This window comes from Cryobacterium sp. TMN-39-2, from assembly GCF_004402745.1.
Taxonomy (GTDB): domain Bacteria; phylum Actinomycetota; class Actinomycetes; order Actinomycetales; family Microbacteriaceae; genus Cryobacterium; species Cryobacterium zongtaii.
Map to the genome: position 1 here is coordinate 1 of NZ_SOFX01000036.1, position 17,081 is coordinate 17,081.

Annotated in this window: 13 protein-coding genes; 11 read left to right on the top strand and 2 right to left on the bottom strand. The window is 64.7% G+C overall.

The features are described 5' to 3' along the window. Positions 1–168 precede the first annotated feature (168 nt). The 4 genes from chvE (at position 169) to E3O57_RS13415 (ending at position 5,787) form a co-directional block, all read left to right on the top strand. Complete coding sequence (gene chvE, locus E3O57_RS13400) at positions 169–1,281, top strand: multiple monosaccharide ABC transporter substrate-binding protein (protein WP_279327055.1); 1,113 nt, start codon at positions 169–171, stop codon at positions 1,279–1,281. Positions 1,282–1,367: 86 nt separating this feature from the next. Next, positions 1,368–2,897, top strand: a complete 1,530-nt coding sequence (gene mmsA, locus E3O57_RS13405; protein WP_088455059.1) for a multiple monosaccharide ABC transporter ATP-binding protein — start codon at positions 1,368–1,370, stop codon at positions 2,895–2,897. Between the two features lie 33 nt (positions 2,898–2,930). Continuing rightward, positions 2,931–4,172, top strand: a complete 1,242-nt coding sequence (gene mmsB / locus E3O57_RS13410; RefSeq protein WP_088455060.1) for a multiple monosaccharide ABC transporter permease — start codon at positions 2,931–2,933, stop codon at positions 4,170–4,172. Between the two features lie 1,006 nt (positions 4,173–5,178). Beyond that, positions 5,179–5,787, top strand: a complete 609-nt coding sequence (locus tag E3O57_RS13415) for a hypothetical protein (RefSeq protein WP_133159829.1) — start codon at positions 5,179–5,181, stop codon at positions 5,785–5,787. A gap of 165 nt (positions 5,788–5,952) precedes the next feature. Here E3O57_RS13415 and E3O57_RS13420 read toward each other — a convergent pair whose 3' ends face one another. Beyond that, positions 5,953–6,966: a LacI family DNA-binding transcriptional regulator gene (locus E3O57_RS13420; protein WP_198416836.1), complete on the bottom strand. Its 1,014-nt coding sequence runs from the start codon at positions 6,964–6,966 to the stop codon at positions 5,953–5,955. 151 nt (positions 6,967–7,117) lie between these two features. Next, positions 7,118–8,653, bottom strand: a complete 1,536-nt coding sequence (locus tag E3O57_RS13425; protein ID WP_103459725.1) for a sugar ABC transporter ATP-binding protein — start codon at positions 8,651–8,653, stop codon at positions 7,118–7,120. A gap of 338 nt (positions 8,654–8,991) precedes the next feature. Between E3O57_RS13425 and E3O57_RS13430 the strand changes: the two genes are divergently transcribed. The 7 genes from E3O57_RS13430 (at position 8,992) to nrdE (ending at position 17,057) form a co-directional block, all read left to right on the top strand. Further along, complete coding sequence (locus E3O57_RS13430) at positions 8,992–9,990, top strand: ABC transporter substrate-binding protein (protein ID WP_088455063.1); 999 nt, start codon at positions 8,992–8,994, stop codon at positions 9,988–9,990. A gap of 130 nt (positions 9,991–10,120) precedes the next feature. Next, positions 10,121–11,662: a sugar ABC transporter ATP-binding protein gene (locus tag E3O57_RS13435; protein ID WP_103459668.1), complete on the top strand. Its 1,542-nt coding sequence runs from the start codon at positions 10,121–10,123 to the stop codon at positions 11,660–11,662. Beyond that, positions 11,659–12,735: an ABC transporter permease gene (locus tag E3O57_RS13440; RefSeq protein ID WP_088455065.1), complete on the top strand. Its 1,077-nt coding sequence runs from the start codon at positions 11,659–11,661 to the stop codon at positions 12,733–12,735. Before E3O57_RS13435 ends, E3O57_RS13440 begins: the two co-directional genes overlap by 4 nt. After that, on the top strand, positions 12,732–13,757 hold the full coding sequence (locus E3O57_RS13445; protein ID WP_103459669.1) for a sugar ABC transporter permease: 1,026 nt from the start codon (positions 12,732–12,734) through the stop codon (positions 13,755–13,757). The genes E3O57_RS13440 and E3O57_RS13445 overlap by 4 nt, the downstream gene beginning before the upstream one ends. Before the next feature lie 384 nt (positions 13,758–14,141). Further along, on the top strand, positions 14,142–14,375 hold the full coding sequence (gene nrdH, locus E3O57_RS13450; RefSeq protein ID WP_066592430.1) for a glutaredoxin-like protein NrdH: 234 nt from the start codon (positions 14,142–14,144) through the stop codon (positions 14,373–14,375). A gap of 55 nt (positions 14,376–14,430) precedes the next feature. Next, entirely contained in the window at positions 14,431–14,916 is a 486-nt protein-coding gene (nrdI, locus tag E3O57_RS13455) for a class Ib ribonucleoside-diphosphate reductase assembly flavoprotein NrdI (protein ID WP_088455067.1), read from the top strand. Between the two features lie 35 nt (positions 14,917–14,951). Continuing rightward, on the top strand, positions 14,952–17,057 hold the full coding sequence (gene nrdE, locus E3O57_RS13460) for a class 1b ribonucleoside-diphosphate reductase subunit alpha (RefSeq protein WP_103479866.1): 2,106 nt from the start codon (positions 14,952–14,954) through the stop codon (positions 17,055–17,057). The last annotated feature ends 24 nt before the right edge of the window (positions 17,058–17,081 follow it).

A 17,081-nucleotide genomic window follows, 5' to 3' on the forward strand; every position in this document is an offset into this window, starting at 1 on the left:
ACCGAGCTCCTCGTGATCGATGAAACCACCACCCTGCGGGACTTCTCCCGCGAGGTCCGATGGAACCAGGCGTACTACCGCCTGGCGCAAGGCCTGTAAATCACACACGCACCACTCTGTTTCACCCATTTGACATCAAAGTCGATTGAAAATACGAAAGGAACCACAGTGAAGAAGAAAGCTTTCCTCGCGACACTGGCAGCCGGAGCCATGGTTATGTCCCTGGCAGCCTGCTCCAGCGGCGGAGACTCTGGCGGCGGCGACGGCGGCCTCGTCGGCGTCGCAATGCCCACCAAGTCATCCGAGCGCTGGATCAACGACGGTAACGCCGTCAAGGAGCAGCTCGAAGCCGAGGGCTTCACCGTCGACCTGCAGTACGCAGAAGACGACATCCCCATGCAGGTCTCGCAGATCGAGAACATGATCACCAAGGGCGCCAAGGCCCTGATCGTCGCCTCGATCGACGGCACCACCCTCACCAGCGTGCTCCAGGACGCCGCAGACGCCGACATCCCCGTCATCGCCTACGACCGCCTGATCCGCGACACCGAGAACGTCAACTACTACGCCTCGTTCGACAACTTCAAGGTCGGCCAGCAGCAGGCCTGGTCGTTGCTGAACGGCCTCGGCCTGGTCGAGCTGGACGGAACGCCCATCGAGGGTGCACCGGCGGGCCCGTTCAACGTCGAGTTGTTTGCCGGTTCGCTGGACGACAACAACGCGTTCTTCTTCTACGACGGCGCGATGGATGTCCTCCAGCCGCTGATCGACGCCAAGACCATCGTGGTCAAGAGCGGCCAGACCGACATCGAGCAGGTTGCAACCCTGCGTTGGGACGGTGAAGAAGCACAGAGCCGCATGGAGAACATCCTGACTTCGACGTACTCCGACGGCAGCGTCGTCAACGGCGTGCTCTCCCCGTACGACGGCATCTCGCGAGGCATCATTTCTGCCCTCGAGGGCTCCGGCTACGCAGTGGGCCCGGAATGGCCCGCGATCTCCGGTCAGGACGCTGAGCTCGACTCGGTCAAGGCCATCGTCGCCGGTGAGCAGTACGGCACGATCTTCAAGGACACCCGCAAGCTGGCCGAGGTCGCCGTTTCGATGACCCTCGCCCTGCTCAACGGTGACGAGCCGGAGATCAACAACACCGAAGATTACAACAACGGTGTCAAGGTTGTGGATTCCTACCTCCTCGACTCCTCGATCGTGATCAAGGACAACATCACCGAAGAGCTGGTTGACACCGGCTACTGGACCCAGGCCGAGATCGACGGCTAAGAGTCACGTGTTAGTGACCGGCCGGCGGGGCCTCACAGCCCCGCCGGCCGGTCAGCACAAGGTATCGACCTAAGAAAGGAACGCACGTGACCACCAACATCCTCGAGATGCGCGGTATTACCAAGACCTTCCCCGGCGTCAAGGCGCTGCAGGACGTGACGCTCAACGTCGCTCGCGGCGAAGTTCACGCCATCTGCGGTGAGAACGGCGCGGGCAAGTCCACGCTGATGAAGGTGCTCAGCGGCGTTTACCCGCACGGCACCTACACCGGCGACATCGTCTTCGAAGACGAAGTCGTTGAATTCAAGGACATCAGGGACAGCGAAGCCAAGGGCATCGTCATCATTCACCAGGAACTCGCACTGAGTCCCTACCTCTCCATCGCGGAGAACATCTTCCTCAACAACGAACAACGCGGCGCCTTGGGCCTGATCGACTGGAACAAGACCAACACCGAGGCCGTGAAGCTCCTCGCCCGCGTGGGCCTGCGGGAGAACCCCACCACCAAGATCATGGACATCGGAGTCGGCAAGCAGCAGCTCGTGGAGATCGCCAAGGCGCTCTCCAAGCGGGTGAAGCTGCTCATCCTGGACGAGCCGACGGCCGCCCTCAACGACGAGGACTCCGACCACCTGCTCAACTTGATGCTGCACCTGAAGGGTCAGGGCATCACGTCGATCATCATCAGTCACAAGCTCAACGAGATCAAAAAGGTCTCCGACGCCGTCACGGTCATCCGCGATGGCAAGGCCATCGAGACGATTGACAAGGTCGACGTGACCGAAGACCGCATCATCAAGGACATGGTCGGCCGCGATCTCGAGCACCGTTACCCGGACCACACGCCGAACATCGGCGAGGAAATCCTGCGGGTCGAGGACTGGACCGCGCACCACCCCCAGGACCCGACCAGGGTCATGGTCGACAACGTCAACCTGAACGTGCGGCGTGGCGAGATCGTGGGTATCGCCGGGCTCATGGGAGCCGGACGCACCGAGTTCGCGATGAGCCTGTTCGGCCGCACCTACGGCAGCCGCATCACCGGCAAGGTGTTCAAGGCCGGCAAGGAGATCAAGACTCGCACGGTCACCGAGGCGATCGACAACGGCATCGCCTACGCCACCGAGGACCGCAAGACTTACGGCCTCAACCTCATCGAAGACATCAAGCGCAACATCTCGATGGCCTCGCTGGGCAAGCTCGTCAAGGGCGGACTGGTCGATGACAACGAAGAATTCAAGGTTGCCAACGAGTACCGCACGAGCATGAACATCAAGGCACCGACGGTGCTGGCCAAAACCGGGAAACTCTCCGGCGGCAACCAGCAGAAGGTCGTGCTGTCGAAGTGGATCTACTCGAATCCCGACGTGCTGATCCTGGATGAGCCCACCCGCGGCATCGATGTTGGCGCCAAGTACGAGATCTACGCGATCATCAACGCCCTCGCTGCACAGGGCAAGGGCGTGATCGTGATCTCGTCGGAGCTGCCGGAACTGATCGGCATCTGCGACCGCATCTACACCCTCTCCGAGGGGCGCATCACGGGAGAATTCCCGATCGATGCGGCCACCCCGGAGACCCTCATCAAGCACATGACCATGGAAAAGGCCCGTTAGCGTCGGCGCTATCGGAATAGGAGAAACGTCAAAATGAGTGATCTCGAAACCAAGCCGGCGAGCAACACGCCCGAAGGTGCACAAGTCAATCCCAGCAACTCCAAAGCGGCGGCCTGGTTCAGCCATGTCATCGCCGACCTCGGCAAGAACGGCATCTTCGTCGCACTGATCGTGGTGGTTGTGCTGTTCAGCTTCCTGACCGACGGCATCCTGCTGCGGCCGCAGAACATCTCGAACCTGATCGTGCAGAACGGATACATCCTCGTTCTCGCGGTCGGCATGGTGATGGTCATCATCGCCGGCCACATCGACCTGTCGGTCGGTTCGGTCGCCGCCTTCGTCGGTGCCGTGTCCGGCGTGTTCGCCGTGACCTGGGGACTGCCCTGGTGGCTGTCGATCATCCTGTCGCTCCTGGTCGGTGCCCTGGTGGGCGTCTGGCAGGGCTTCTGGATCGCGTTCGTGGGCATCCCCGCCTTCATCGTGACCTTGGCCGGCATGCTCATCTTCCGTGGCCTCGCCCTCGTGGTGCTCGGCAACGCGAACATCGGTTCGTTCCCGGCCGAATACCGCGCACTCGGTAACGGCTTCCTCACCGATCTCTTCGGCGAGTTCGAGCTGGACCCGCTCACCCTGGGTGTCGCCGCACTGGCGATTATCGCCCTGATCGTGCAGCAGGTGCGCACCCGCAAGGGCCGCGCGGCCTACGGCCAGGAGGTCGAGCCGCTGGTTTGGTTCGTCGTCAAGCTCGTGCTCATCACCGCCGCCATCGCCATGTTCGCCTACGCCCTCGCCTCCTACAAGGGCATCCCGGTCACCCTGATCGTGCTGGCCGTGCTGATCCTGGTCTACGGCATCATCATGAACCGCAGCGTGTTCGGTCGTCACATCTACGCGATCGGTGGCAACCTGCACGCCGCTGAGCTGTCGGGTGTCAAGACCCGCAACGTGACGTTCTGGCTGTTCGTGAACATGGGCGTGCTCGCTGCCCTCGCCGGCCTGATCTTCACCGCTCGCCTCAACCTGGCCGGCCCGAAGGCAGGTGACGGTTTCGAGCTCGAAGCCATCTCCGCCGCCTTCATCGGTGGCGCGGCCGTGCAGGGTGGTGTCGGCACCATCGGTGGCGCCATCATCGGTGGTCTGATCATCGGTGTTCTGAACAACGGCATGTCGATCATGGGTATCGGCATCGAGTGGCAGCAGGCCGTGAAGGGCCTCGTGCTCCTCCTCGCCGTCGCCTTCGACGTCTACAACAAGCGTCGCTCCGGCGGCCGCTAGGCACCACGCTCCATCCGGCCGCCGGCCCCGCCTCCACCACGGATGCGGGGCCGGCGGTCTTTGTGTGCCCGCTCGTGGCTCGCGTTATACCCGCGGCCCACGTCGCGGTCCACGTCGCGGTCCACGTCGCGGTCCGACGTGTGCCCCGCGGCACACGTTGTGCGCTGCGGCACGCTTCCTGCGCGGCGGCAGGCGCTAGAACCAATGCCGCCGGGGCTAACACGTGCCGCGGGGGCCAAGGCGTGCCGCCGGGAGCCTCTCGGCCTGGCACAGATGCGCGGCCGGCGGCCTTTGTTGCCCGCCGCCCGCGCATGTCTCCAGGGCGCGGCACACCTTGTGCCCCGCGGCCCGCCTTGTGCGCCGCGGAACACATTACGCGCGGCGGCCCACGTTAGGACTAGTGCCGCCGGGGCTAAGGCGTGCGGCCGGGAGCCTTTCGGTCCGACGCGGGCGCGGGTGCGCTGCTCCTCCACAGGGTACGGCTCGGGCGATTGCTCAACCGGACCGGGTCAGTATCGTGCGCCAGCGGGTCGAAGAGGGACGCTGCCGTATGGCCAATCTCCAGTCCCCGTTATCCAACCCTTCGTCCGCCGAACGCACAGCCGACGCCGCGCGCCACCGCCAAACCCTCCGCCTCGCCGAAGTCGTGAGCACTCGGTACGGCGGGCTGCTCCCGTCTGGTGCCCTGCGAGAGGTCGGAGTGTCAACGCGCGCACTCCAGACGCTGTGCGTGAGGGGTGCGCTCCAGAGTGTCCGTCGCGGTGTGTACGTGACGGGCGAGCGCTGGCGCGCCGCTGATGTCGATGAACGGTACCGCCTGATGGTGCGGGCGACCGTTCTGGCATCGGGGCGCCGGCCCGTTTTGTCGCATCAATCCGCGGGCATCCTGCACGGCTTTCCCACCATCGGGAGCTGGCCCGCGACGGTGCACATCAGCACCCCTGACGCTGTCGGAGGCAGCAGCACACGGTTCATAACCAGTCACCGTGGGCCGGCTCCGGACTCAGTGCAAGAGATCGACGGATGCCAGGTCACTTCTATTGCGCGCACCCTGGTGGATGTGGCCGCCTCGTCACCCTTTCTGGTGGGTGTCACGATGGTGGATCATGCGCTGCGGGTTGAGCAGGAACGCGCCGAACGGGAGCGGCGCGGAGAGGTGCCGATCCGACCGGCGCTGACGAGGGATGACCTCTACCGCGAGCTCGCGCTGGTGAACCCGCGAACCGGTCGGCGCCGCGCCGAGCGGGTGATCGCTTTCGCGAACCCGCTGGCGGCAAACCCGGGGGAGACCCTGAGCAGGGTGCGGATCTTTCAGCTCGGCTTTGAGGCGCCGGAGCTGCAGGTCTGCTTTCCCGACATCCTCGGCGGCAACGCTTGGGTGGACTTCTTCTGGCGCCGGGTGCGCAAGATCGGCGAATTCGACGGGTTCCTCAAGTACGGCACCGGGCCCGTGCTCGGCAATCGCGACCCGAGTTCGGTGGTGTGGCAGGAGAAACAGCGAGAGGATGCGTTACGCGCCCAGGTGAACAGTTTCGACCGGTGGGGCTGGGATCTTGCTCTCTCACCCACCCGGTTCCACGCCTTCCTCACCGAGCGGGGAGTGCCCCGCGCCTGAGTGAATGGCACGCCGAACGGGGCGCATTCGTCTCGCGGCGCGGGCTAGGCGCGGTGGCACGCGGTGTATCCCGGGCCGCCGGGGCGGAGACGGGCCGCCGGGGCGGAGACGGGCCGCAGGGGCGATGTCGCGCCGCCCGGGGGAAGGGCGGGCCGCCGGGGAGGCTCAGCCCTCGGCGTCGAGGCGGCGCGTGGAGGCGCGTTCGATGAGGGCGGGAACGGACGCCGGAAGCGGGGAACCGTCACCGTTGATGCGGCCGAGCAACACGCTGAGCATGTCCCGTCCGATGTGCTCGAAATCCTGGCGCACGGTGGTGAGCGGGGGCGACAGGTGCTCCGCCTCGGGCACGTCGTCGAACCCGACGATGCTGACGTCGCGGGGAACCGACCGTCCCCGATCGGACAGGGCGTGCATCAGCCCCACCGCCATCTGGTCGTTCGACGCGAAGATCGCCGTGAGCCCCTCGAGGTCGCAGGCCATGCCGAAGGTGTAGCCCGCGGACGGCGACCAGTCGCCGATGCCGATGCGGCGCGCCTGCAGGCCGCGGGAGGCCAGCTCGTCGCGCCACCCGCGCTCCCGCTCCTTGGCGTCGATCGAGTCGCTCGGCCCGGCCAGGTGGGCGATGTTGCGGTGACCGAGCCCGGCCAGATAGGCCACCGCGGTGCGGGCGCCGCTGTACTGGTTGGCCCCGACCGTGGTGATACCGGTGCGGGCCGTTGCCTCAAGCGCCACCACGGGGATGGCCAGCTCCATGCCGGCGACGACGTCGACGACGCCCTGGCGGCTCGTGATCACGGCGATACCTTCGACGTTCTGCCGGAGGAACGCTTCGACGACGGCCCGGATCGCCGACGGCTCGGTGTCGATCAGGCTGGCCGTGAAGACCGACCAGGATGCCTTCCGCGCGGCAGCGTTGAAGTAGAGCTGGGTGGACGCCGGTCCGAACTCGGGTGTGCCCGTGGCAATCAGCCCGATGGTGCGCGACCGCCGGGTCACGAGCGCCCGAGCGGCGGGGGAGGGCACGTAGCGCAGCTTCTTGATGGCCTCCTCGACCCGAACCCGGGTGGACGGCCGCACATTGGGCAGGTCGTTAAGCACCCGGGAGACCGTCTGGTGCGATACCCCGGCGAGACGCGCGACGTCGAAGATCGTCGCCTGGCGGGGAGTTTCCTCTCTCACGGCGATACCTTTCCCTGCGGGTGACGGGGCCCCAACTCTCCGCGGTCGATCGTCACACGGAGCATCCGGCCAGCCCACATAGTGCAGGGTTGTGTCACCGATTCTAGACGAGTGCCCTGACCGGCCAGTGCCAGGAGCCCGAGGGCCCCGGTCACCGCTCGGCCCCCCGACGCTGGTCGTCGTCATCGTCGGCACCGTCGGCGATGACGGTGAGCAGCCGCTCGACGGTCAGGTCGTGGTTGCGGATGTCGGCGACCTTCTTCCGGTCGCGCAGGATCGCCACCCGGTTGCTGATGCGCAGCACCTCTTCGAGTTCGGCCGAAATGAAAACCACGGCGAGACCGTTCTCGGCCAGATCGGTGACCAGATTCTGGATCTCGGCCTTGGCGCCGATGTCGATGCCCCTGGTGGGCTCGTCCAGAATCAGCAGGCGGGGCGCTATGGCCAACCAGCGGGCGAGAAGCAGCTTCTGCTGGTTGCCCCCGGAGAGGTGCCGCACGAGCGCATCCGGGTTCGGCGGGCGAATGTTCAGAGCCTGGATGTAGCTGGCGGCGAGCTCGTCCTGTCGTTTTCGGGAGATCCGACGGAACCAGCCCAGGTCGGCCTGCAGGGCCAGCGCGATGTTGTCGCGAACGGTCAGGTCCCCGATGATGCCCTCGGCGCGGCGGTCCTCCGAGGCGTAGGCGATACGGTGTTTCAGCGCATCGCGGGGGCCCCGGAACTTGTGCACGACACCGTCGACCGACACGCCGCCGCTGTCCGGCCGGTCGATGCCCGCCAGCAGTCGCGCCAGCTCGGTGCGGCCGGAGCCGAGCAGACCGGCCATGCCGACGATTTCGCCCTCGTAGACGGCCAGGTCGATAGGTGCCAGAGCGCCGTCGCGGCCCAGGCCGATGGCGCTCACCAGTGGCCGTTCACCGCCGAGGGCTTCCTCGACCTCCCGCTCACTCGTGCGATGCTGCATCTCGGAGAGAACCGACATCCCGGCGCCGACCATCTTCTGCACGAGGTCGATCCTCAGCAGCTCGTCCGTGAGGTATTCGCCGACGAGTTGGCCGTCGCGCAGCACGGTGAGCCGGTCGGAGATCTCGTAGACCTGCTCGAGGAAGTGCGAGATGAACAGGATGGCGACCCCGGACTCCTTGAGGTGGGCGATCACCCTGAACAGCTCCGTCACCTCGTCGGTATCCAGGCTCGAGGTGGGTTCGTCGAGAATCAACACCTTGGGTTGCACGGCAACGGCCCTGGTGATGGCGATGAGCTGTTGCACGGCGAGTGAGTGGTCCGCGAGGATGGACGCCGGGTCGATGTCGAGGTTCATTCCCCGGAGGAGCTCGCCGGCGTGCCGTCGTGTTGCCGGCCAGTCGATGCCGCCCCACGGACGGCGGGACTCGTGCCCGAGCAGGATGTTCTCGGCAACGCTGAGGTTGGGCAGGAGGTTGATCTCCTGGTACACGGTGCTCACGCCGGACCGTTGCGCGTCGGCCGGGCTGGTGAAGGCCACGCTGACCCCATCGACCTCGATCCGCCCGCCGTCGATGCGGTACACACCCGTCAGCGCCTTGATCAGGGTGCTCTTGCCCGCGCCGTTCTCGCCCAGTAGCGAGTGGACCTCCCCGGGGAACAGCCTGAAGTCCACGGAATCCAACGCCGTGACGCCCGGGAACGTGACGGTGACGCCGGTCATCACCACGATCGGTTCGGCTTCGATTCTGTGCACCTCGCGAACCTCCTCGTCCCCCTGAATGTTAGGGTTCACAACTCGTTCGGCGCAACAGGCGCCCCGCAGGGCTGCATCCCAGTGAAAAGCCCTTGACAACACCGGCAAAACGCGGATAGCCTCCGAAAAGAGCGATTGTGAAGGCTAACAATTGATCCCGACGACGAAGTCAGAAACTATCAAGCAGCTGGCTAGTAGCGAATTGTTAGCGATCACACATCGTCCAAGGCACCGCAGTCGTTCATTGAACACATTCATACTGCTGGCACGACGCTCGTGCCCGCAGATCTCAAGGAGGAGATCACATGGCACCCACATCACGGTTCCGAGCGTTCACGGGTTTGGCCCTGGCCGGAACACTGGCTCTCAGTCTGGTCGCCTGCTCGTCGGGGTCGGACGAACCGGCCGCATCCGGTGACGACAGCGGCGAGCTCACCACCGTCGGATTTGTCGCCGTCGGACCTGAGGGAGGCTGGCGCACCGCGAACGAGCAGAACATTCAGGATGCGTTCTCCACCGAGAACGGGTTCGACCTGAAGTATGCCCCGTCCAGCAACGGCGACCAGAACTCCCAGATCACCGCGTTCACCTCGTTCATCGACGAGGGCGTAGACGCGATCCTGCTCTCCGCCACCGAGGCAACGGGCTGGGAAGACGTGCTCGAGCGGGCACAGGAGGCCGAGATTCCGGTGGTGCTGCTTGACCGCGGCATCGAGCCGAACGATGAAAGCCTCTACACGAGCCGGATCGCTCCGGACAACGTGGGCATCAGCGCCTCGGCCGCCGAATGGGCCAACGAGCAGTTCCCGGATGGCGCCAACTACGTCGTCCTCGAAGGCCCGCCCGGACTCTCGGTGGTGAACGACCGCAACAAGGGATGGGACGAGGCCGTCGCCGACAACCTGACCAAGCTCGAGAGCCAGTCGGCGAACTGGTCCACCGAAGAGGCCAAGAGCGTCTTCGAGACCATGCTCAAGGCCAATGGCAACGACATCCAGCTCGTCTTCGCCCAGAACGACGAAATGGGCCTGGGCGCCGCTCTCGCGGTGGAGGAGGCCGGACTCACCCCCGGCACCGACGTGAAGATCATCACCATCGACGGCACGCAGGCCGCCCTCGAAGCCCTTGCGGCCGGCCGGCTCAGCTTCGTGGCCGAATACAACCCGCTCTTCGGAGAGGACGCCATCGAGGTCGTCAACGCGGCCCTGGCCGGCGAGGACGTCGAGTCCAGCATCGTCGTGCCGAGCACGACGTTCGATTCGCCCGAGGCGGCCACCGCGGCCCTGCCCGACCGCCAGTACTGACCGGCAGCACGACCCGAACGTGTTCGTTCCTGCGGCCCATCCGGCCGCAGGAACGAACACCCCCTTCGTGGCAGGTTCGCCACGCCACTCAACTTTCGAGGCCGACACACCGGCAGGACCAGGCAGAGACATGGCAGCGACAGCGCCGGCAGTGACAGAGCCGATCGTCGAGATGGAGAACATCTCGATCGAGTTCCCGGGGGTCAAGGCTCTCCAGAACGTGAACTTCCGACTCTTCCCTGGCGAAGTGCACACCCTGATGGGCGAGAACGGGGCGGGCAAATCCACCCTCATCAAGGCGCTCACCGGTGTGTACAAGATCGACTCCGGCACCATCACCGTCGGCGGCCTTTCGCGGCGGTTCGCGGGCACCGCGGATGCGCAGAGCGCCGGCATCTCCACCGTCTACCAGGAGGTCAACCTCTGCGACAACCTGACGGTGGGGGAGAACGTGATGCTCGGCCACGAGGTACGCGGGCCGATCGGCATCAACTGGCGCAAGACCCACGAGGCGGCCCACGAGGCCCTCATCCGGTTGGGCCTGGGCGACCTCGACCCCAGACAACCGCTCTCCAGCATCTCGCTCGCCCTGCAGCAGCTGGTCGCGATCAGCCGCGCGATGGTCACCGACTCCACGGTCCTGATCCTGGACGAACCGACCTCCAGCCTGGACGCGAACGAGGTTGAGGGCCTGTTCACGGTCATCCGCCGCCTGCGCGACGAGGGTGTTGCCATCCTCTTCGTCTCGCACTTCCTCGACCAGGTGTACGCGATCAGCGACCGGCTCACCGTGCTGCGGAACGGCGTCGTGGTCGGCGAACACCAGACAGCTGCGCTGCCGCGCAACCAGCTCATCTCCGAGATGATCGGCAAGGACGTGGACACCCTCAACTCCCTGGGTTCCCAGCGATCCCGGGCCGTGCACTCGGGCGGCGCGCCCTATTACAGCGCGAAAGACCTGACCCGCAAGGGCTCCATCGAACCCGTGGACATCGAGGTGCACGCCGGCGAAGTGGTGGGCCTGGCCGGATTGCTCGGTTCCGGCCGCACCGAGCTCGGCCGGCTCATCTACGGTGCCGACAAACCCGATGCCGGCATCGTGACCATCGACGGGAAAACCACCGAGGTCACCAGCCCGGTCGGCGCCCTGGCGCGCAAGATCGCCTTCTCCACCGAAAACCGGCGCGACGAGGGAATCGTCGGCGACCTCACGGTGCGGGAGAACCTGGTGCTGGCCGTGCAGGCCCGCCGCGGCTGGGCCCGGCCGCTGTCCCGCCGGGAACAGGCCGCGATCTGCGACAAGTACCTGGTGGAGCTGAACGTGCGACCCGCCGACCCGGAGCGGGCCGTGCGGGATCTGTCCGGCGGCAACCAGCAGAAAGTCCTGCTCGGCCGCTGGTTGGCCACCCAGCCGGAGCTGCTGATCCTCGACGAACCGACCCGCGGAATCGATGTGGGGGCCAAGGCGGAGATTCAGGAGACAATTGTGGCGCTCGCCGATGACGGCATGTCGGTGATCTTCATTTCGTCTGAATTGGAGGAAGTCGTGCGCCTCAGTGAGCGCATCATCGTGCTGAAAGACCGGCGCAAGATCGGCGAGATCGTCAACGGACCCGACGTGACCGCCGAAGCCATCGTCGATCTCATCGCTTCAGAAGGGAGCGGCGCATGAGCACCCCCGTCGCACGTCCGTCCGCAGCCATCCGCGTCATCACCGGGCTGTTCCACCAACCGTACGTCTGGGCGATCGTGGCCCTGCTTCTGTTGCTCGTGGTCAATCTCACTAAGAACCCCGCCTACCTCGGGGTGTCGGTCAACGCCGCCACCGGCAACCTCTCGGGCAACGTCATCGACATCCTGCGCGCGAGCGCGCCGATCATGATGATCGCGGTCGGCATGACCCTGGTCATCGCCACCCGCGGCATCGACCTGTCGGTCGGGTCGGTGATGGCTGTGGCCGGTGCCGTCTCAATGGAATTCATGCGTAACACCGGCACCGGATCGTTCGGCACCGCGGTGGTGGCCGTGCTCCTGGCGCTGGGAATCAGCGCGCTGCTCGGCACCCTCAACGGCATCCTGGTCTCGATCGTGGGCCTGCAACCCTTCATCACGACCCTGGTGATGATGCTCGCCGGCCGCGGCCTGGCCAAGGTGATCACCTCGGGCCAGAACACCTCGGCGACGAACGAGACCTTCCGTTGGATTGCCAACGGCACCTTCCTCGGCTTTCCCGTCGTGTTTGTCATCGCGGTGCTGATCGTGGCGGTCCTGGCCGCCCTGGTGCGCCGCACCGCGCTCGGCCTGATGATCGAATCCATCGGCATCAACCCCAAGGCCGCCCGGATGGCCGGGATCCGCCCCGTCGGCATCCTCATCTCCGTCTACATAGTGAGCGCTGTGCTCGCCGGCGTGGCCGGGATCTTCAGCACTGCCAGCGTCATGACGGTGGAGGTGGCGAAAACGGGTATGACCGCCGAAATGGATGCGATCCTCGCCGTGGTCATCGGCGGGACCTCGCTGGCCGGAGGCAAATTCTCGCTCACCGGCAGCATCATCGGGGCGCTGCTGATCGCGACACTCGACAAGACCATCGTCTACATGTCCATCCCCTCGTCGGCGACGCCGGCCTTCAAGGCCGTCGTCATCGTGATCATCTGCCTCCTGCAGTCCCCCAGGGTGCGCTCTATGTTCAACCGGCGCAGAACCCGCGTCATCATCACGGATAAGGAAACGGTGCCGGTATGAGCATCACCGAGCTCGATCGGCCGGCCGCACCCTCGCTGCTGTCGCGAATGAAGCCGAACCTGGAAACCCTTCCGACCCTGGCCGCCGTGGCGATCTTCATCGCCATGCTGATCTACGGCGAGGTCGCCTACGGGCGGATTGTGCAGTTCAGCACGATCTCGAACCTGCTGATCAACAACGCGTATCTGATCATCCTGGCGGTGGGACTGACCTTCGTCATCCTCACCGGCGGGATCGACCTGTCGGTCGGAGCGGTGATCGCCATCAGCAGCCTGGTCGGGGTGATGCTGGCCAACGCCGGTTGGAATCCGCTCATCGTGATCGTGCTGATGATCCTGATCGGCTCGGTCTTCGGCGTCGCCTCCGGGGTGCTGATCCAGTACTTCAACGTGCAACCCTTCATCGCGACCCTCGCGATGATGTTCCTCGCCCGCGGCCTCGCGTCCATCCTCAGCACCACCCCGCAGCGGCTGGACGACGACTCGGTGATCCGCAGCCTGTCCACGCAGTGGAAGGTCTACGACGGACCCAAGATCGACGACCTCGTGACAACCCCCAACGTGCTCATCGCCGCCCTCGTCGTCATCGTGGCGTTCTTCATGCTGCACCGCACCCGATTCGGTCGCACGGTCTACGCGATCGGCGGTTCGGAACAGTCGGCGTTGCTGATGGGACTGCCGGTGGTGCGCACGAAACTGTTGATCTACGTGATCAGCGGCACCCTCGCGGGACTGGCCGCCGTGGTGTACACCTCGAAGCTCGGCATCGCGCAGAACATCACCGGGGTGGGTTGGGAGCTGGACGCCATCGCCGCTGTCATCATCGGTGGGACGCTGCTCACCGGCGGTGCCGGCTTTGTGCTCGGTTCCGTGATCGGCGCGCTGGTTCTCGGGCTGATGAACGTGCTCATCACCCGCGACGGCGGCATCCCGCCGGAGGCCACCACGATCATCACCGGCGGCATTCTCCTCGCCTTCGTGCTGCTGCAGCGATTCGTCGTCTCGCGCAAGCGCAAATCCTGAGCCCCGGAAGGGGGACGGATCCGCCGACCGGGCGATCGACGCGCCCGGAGGCGGATTCCACAGGGCAAAATCATGTCCCCGCTCGACCTGTGGATAACTTCGGGTCCGACCGCGTATTCCTGCGGTCTTCTGTGGTGGCGCCCTGTTGACAACCGGTGGAATGTCGGTGGATAAGTACATAATTGTAATTCCCGCATGTAGTGGCTGTTCCCATTGGCAATCACTAGATGTAGTATTGAAGTCCAAGCAATCGCACAACGCTTAAAAAGAACTTCGCACTTTACGGGTGCATTTCCACCACATTTCCACTACGTCTTCACCACGGATTTCGCACAGCTTTGCCTATGGTCCGAAACGACGAGAACGATACGAGAGGCCTCTTCGATGGCAATCACCGTCTACACCAAGCCGTCCTGCGTGCAGTGCACCGCGACCTACCGTGCCCTGGACAACAAGGGTATCGAGTACAACATCCTCGACCTGTCAGCCGACGAGAACGCACTCGAGGCCGTCAAGGCGCTCGGCTACCTGCAGGCGCCCGTCGTCATCACCGATGAGGACCACTGGTCGGGCTTCCGCCCCGACAAGATCAACGAGCTCGCCGCGCGCCTGGCGTAACCAGCGCTGCGCCTGGGGGGCGCCGACCGTTCAACTCGCACGAAAAGGGGAACCCATGCTGCTTCAGGCTGATTCCACTCGCGAGTCCACCGCCGGCGCGGCAGGACAGGGTGCCGGCGCGGAAGTGGATGCCGGAGACGTGGACATCGTCTACTTCTCGAGCGTCTCCGGAAACACTCAGAGGTTCGTCGAGAAGCTCGGCCGGCCCGCCGCCCGCATCCCGCTGTACGCCAAGGATGCGCCCCTTGTCGCCCGGCATCCGTTTGTGCTCGTTGTACCCACCTACGGCGGCGGCGATCTGGGGCCGGCAGTGCCACGCCAGGTCATCCGCTTTCTGAACGACACACGCAACCGCTCGCTCATCCGCGGCGTCATCGGCGCTGGGAACACAAATTTCGGTGAGGCCTTCTGCCTCGCCGGGGACATCATCGCGCAGAAGTGCGGTGTGCCCCACCTGTATCGCTTTGAAGTATTCGGCACACCGGACGACGTAGCCGCCGTTCACGAAGGATTGGAAGAATTTTGGAAGCAACAGCCGTGAAGGTCACCCCGATCAGCCCGCCGTCGGGCCTGGACATGGATTATCACTCCCTGAACGCCATGCTCAACCTGTACGGACCGAACGGGGAGATCCAGTTCGACAAGGACCGCGAGGCTGCCCGGGAGTTCTTCCTGCAGCACGTGAACCAGAACACGGTGTTCTTCCACTCGTTGCGTGAACGTCTCGACTACCTGGTCGAGAAGGAGTACTACGAGCAGGCCGTGCTCGACATGTACAGCTTCGAGTTCATCACCAGCCTCAACAACCTGGCGTACTCGAAGAAGTTCCGCTTCCAGACCTTCCTCGGCGCGTTCAAGTACTACACGTCCTACACGCTGAAGACCTTCGACGGCAAGCGTTACCTCGAGCGCTTCGAGGACCGCGTCGTGATGACCGCCCTCGGCCTGGCCCAGGGCGACGAACAGCTCGCGGTCGCCCTCGTCGAGGAGATCATCGCCGGTCGTTTCCAGCCCGCGACGCCCACCTTCCTGAACTCCGGCAAGGCCCAGCGCGGCGAGCTCGTCTCCTGCTTCCTGCTGCGTATCGAAGACAACATGGAGTCCATCTCCCGCGGTATCAACTCCTCGCTGCAGCTGTCCAAGCGCGGCGGCGGCGTGGCCCTGCTGCTCTCCAACATCCGGGAGTCCGGCGCGCCGATCAAGCAGATCGAGAACCAGTCCAGCGGCATCATCCCCGTGATGAAGCTGCTCGAAGACTCCTTCAGCTACGCCAACCAGCTCGGTGCCCGCCAGGGTGCCGGAGCGGTGTACCTGCACGCGCACCACCCCGACATCATGCGCTTCCTCGACACCAAGCGCGAGAACGCCGACGAGAAGATCCGCATCAAGACCCTCTCCCTCGGTGTGGTCATCCCCGACATCACCTTCGAGCTGGCCAAGAACAACGAGGACATGTACCTGTTCTCCCCGTACGACGTCGAGCGCGTCTACGGCGTACCGTTCGCCGACATCTCGGTGTCCGAGAAGTACCACGAGATGGTCGACGACTCGCGCATCAAGAAGTCCAAGATGAAGGCCCGCGACTTCTTCCAGACCCTCGCCGAGATCCAGTTCGAGTCCGGCTACCCGTACATCATGTTCGAAGACACCGTGAACGAGGCGAACCCGATCAAGGGCCGCATCAACATGTCGAACCTGTGCTCGGAGATCCTCCAGGTCAACACCCCGACGACGTACAACGAGGACCTCTCCTACGACACCATCGGCAAGGACATCTCCTGCAACCTCGGCTCGATGAACATCGCGCTGGCGATGGATGCGCCCGATTTCGGTCGGGTCGTCGACACCGCCATCCGCGGGCTCAGCGCGGTCTCCGACCAGAGCCACATCGCGTCGGTGCGTTCGATCGAGAGCGGCAACGACAAGTCCCACGCCATCGGCCTGGGCCAGATGAACCTGCACGGCTACCTCGCCCGTGAGCGGGTGTACTACGGCAGCCCAGAAGGCATCGACTTCACCAACATCTACTTCTACACGGTGCTGTTCCACGCCCTGCGCGCCTCGAACAAGATCGCCATCGAGCGTGGCATCACCTTCGACGGCTTCGCCGACTCGACCTACGCGTCCGGTGTGTTCTTCGACAAGTACACCGACCAGGTGTGGGAGCCCGTCACCGCCCGCGGCGCCGAGCTGTTCGCGAACTCCAACGTCGAGATCCCCACGCAGGCCGACTGGGCCGAGCTCAAGGCATCCGTCATGGCGCACGGCATCTACAACCAGAACCTGCAGGCCGTTCCGCCGACAGGGTCGATCTCGTACATCAACAACTCGACCGCGTCGATCCACCCGATCGCCTCGAAGATCGAGATCCGCAAGGAAGGCAAGCTCGGCCGCGTGTACTACCCGGCGCCGTTCATGACGAACGACAACACCGAGTTCTACCAGGATGCCTACGAAATCGGCTACGAGAAGGTCATCGACACCTACGCCGCGGCCACCCAGCACGTGGACCAAGGCCTGTCGCTGACGCTGTTCTTCAAGGACACCGCCACCACCCGCGACATCAACCGCGCGCAGATCTACGCGTGGAAAAAGGGCATCAAGACGATCTACTACATCCGTCTGCGCCAGATGGCCCTCGAGGGGACCGAGGTTGAGGGCTGTGTTTCCTGCGCTTTGTGATGTAATTCACTGATCTCAGCGGTG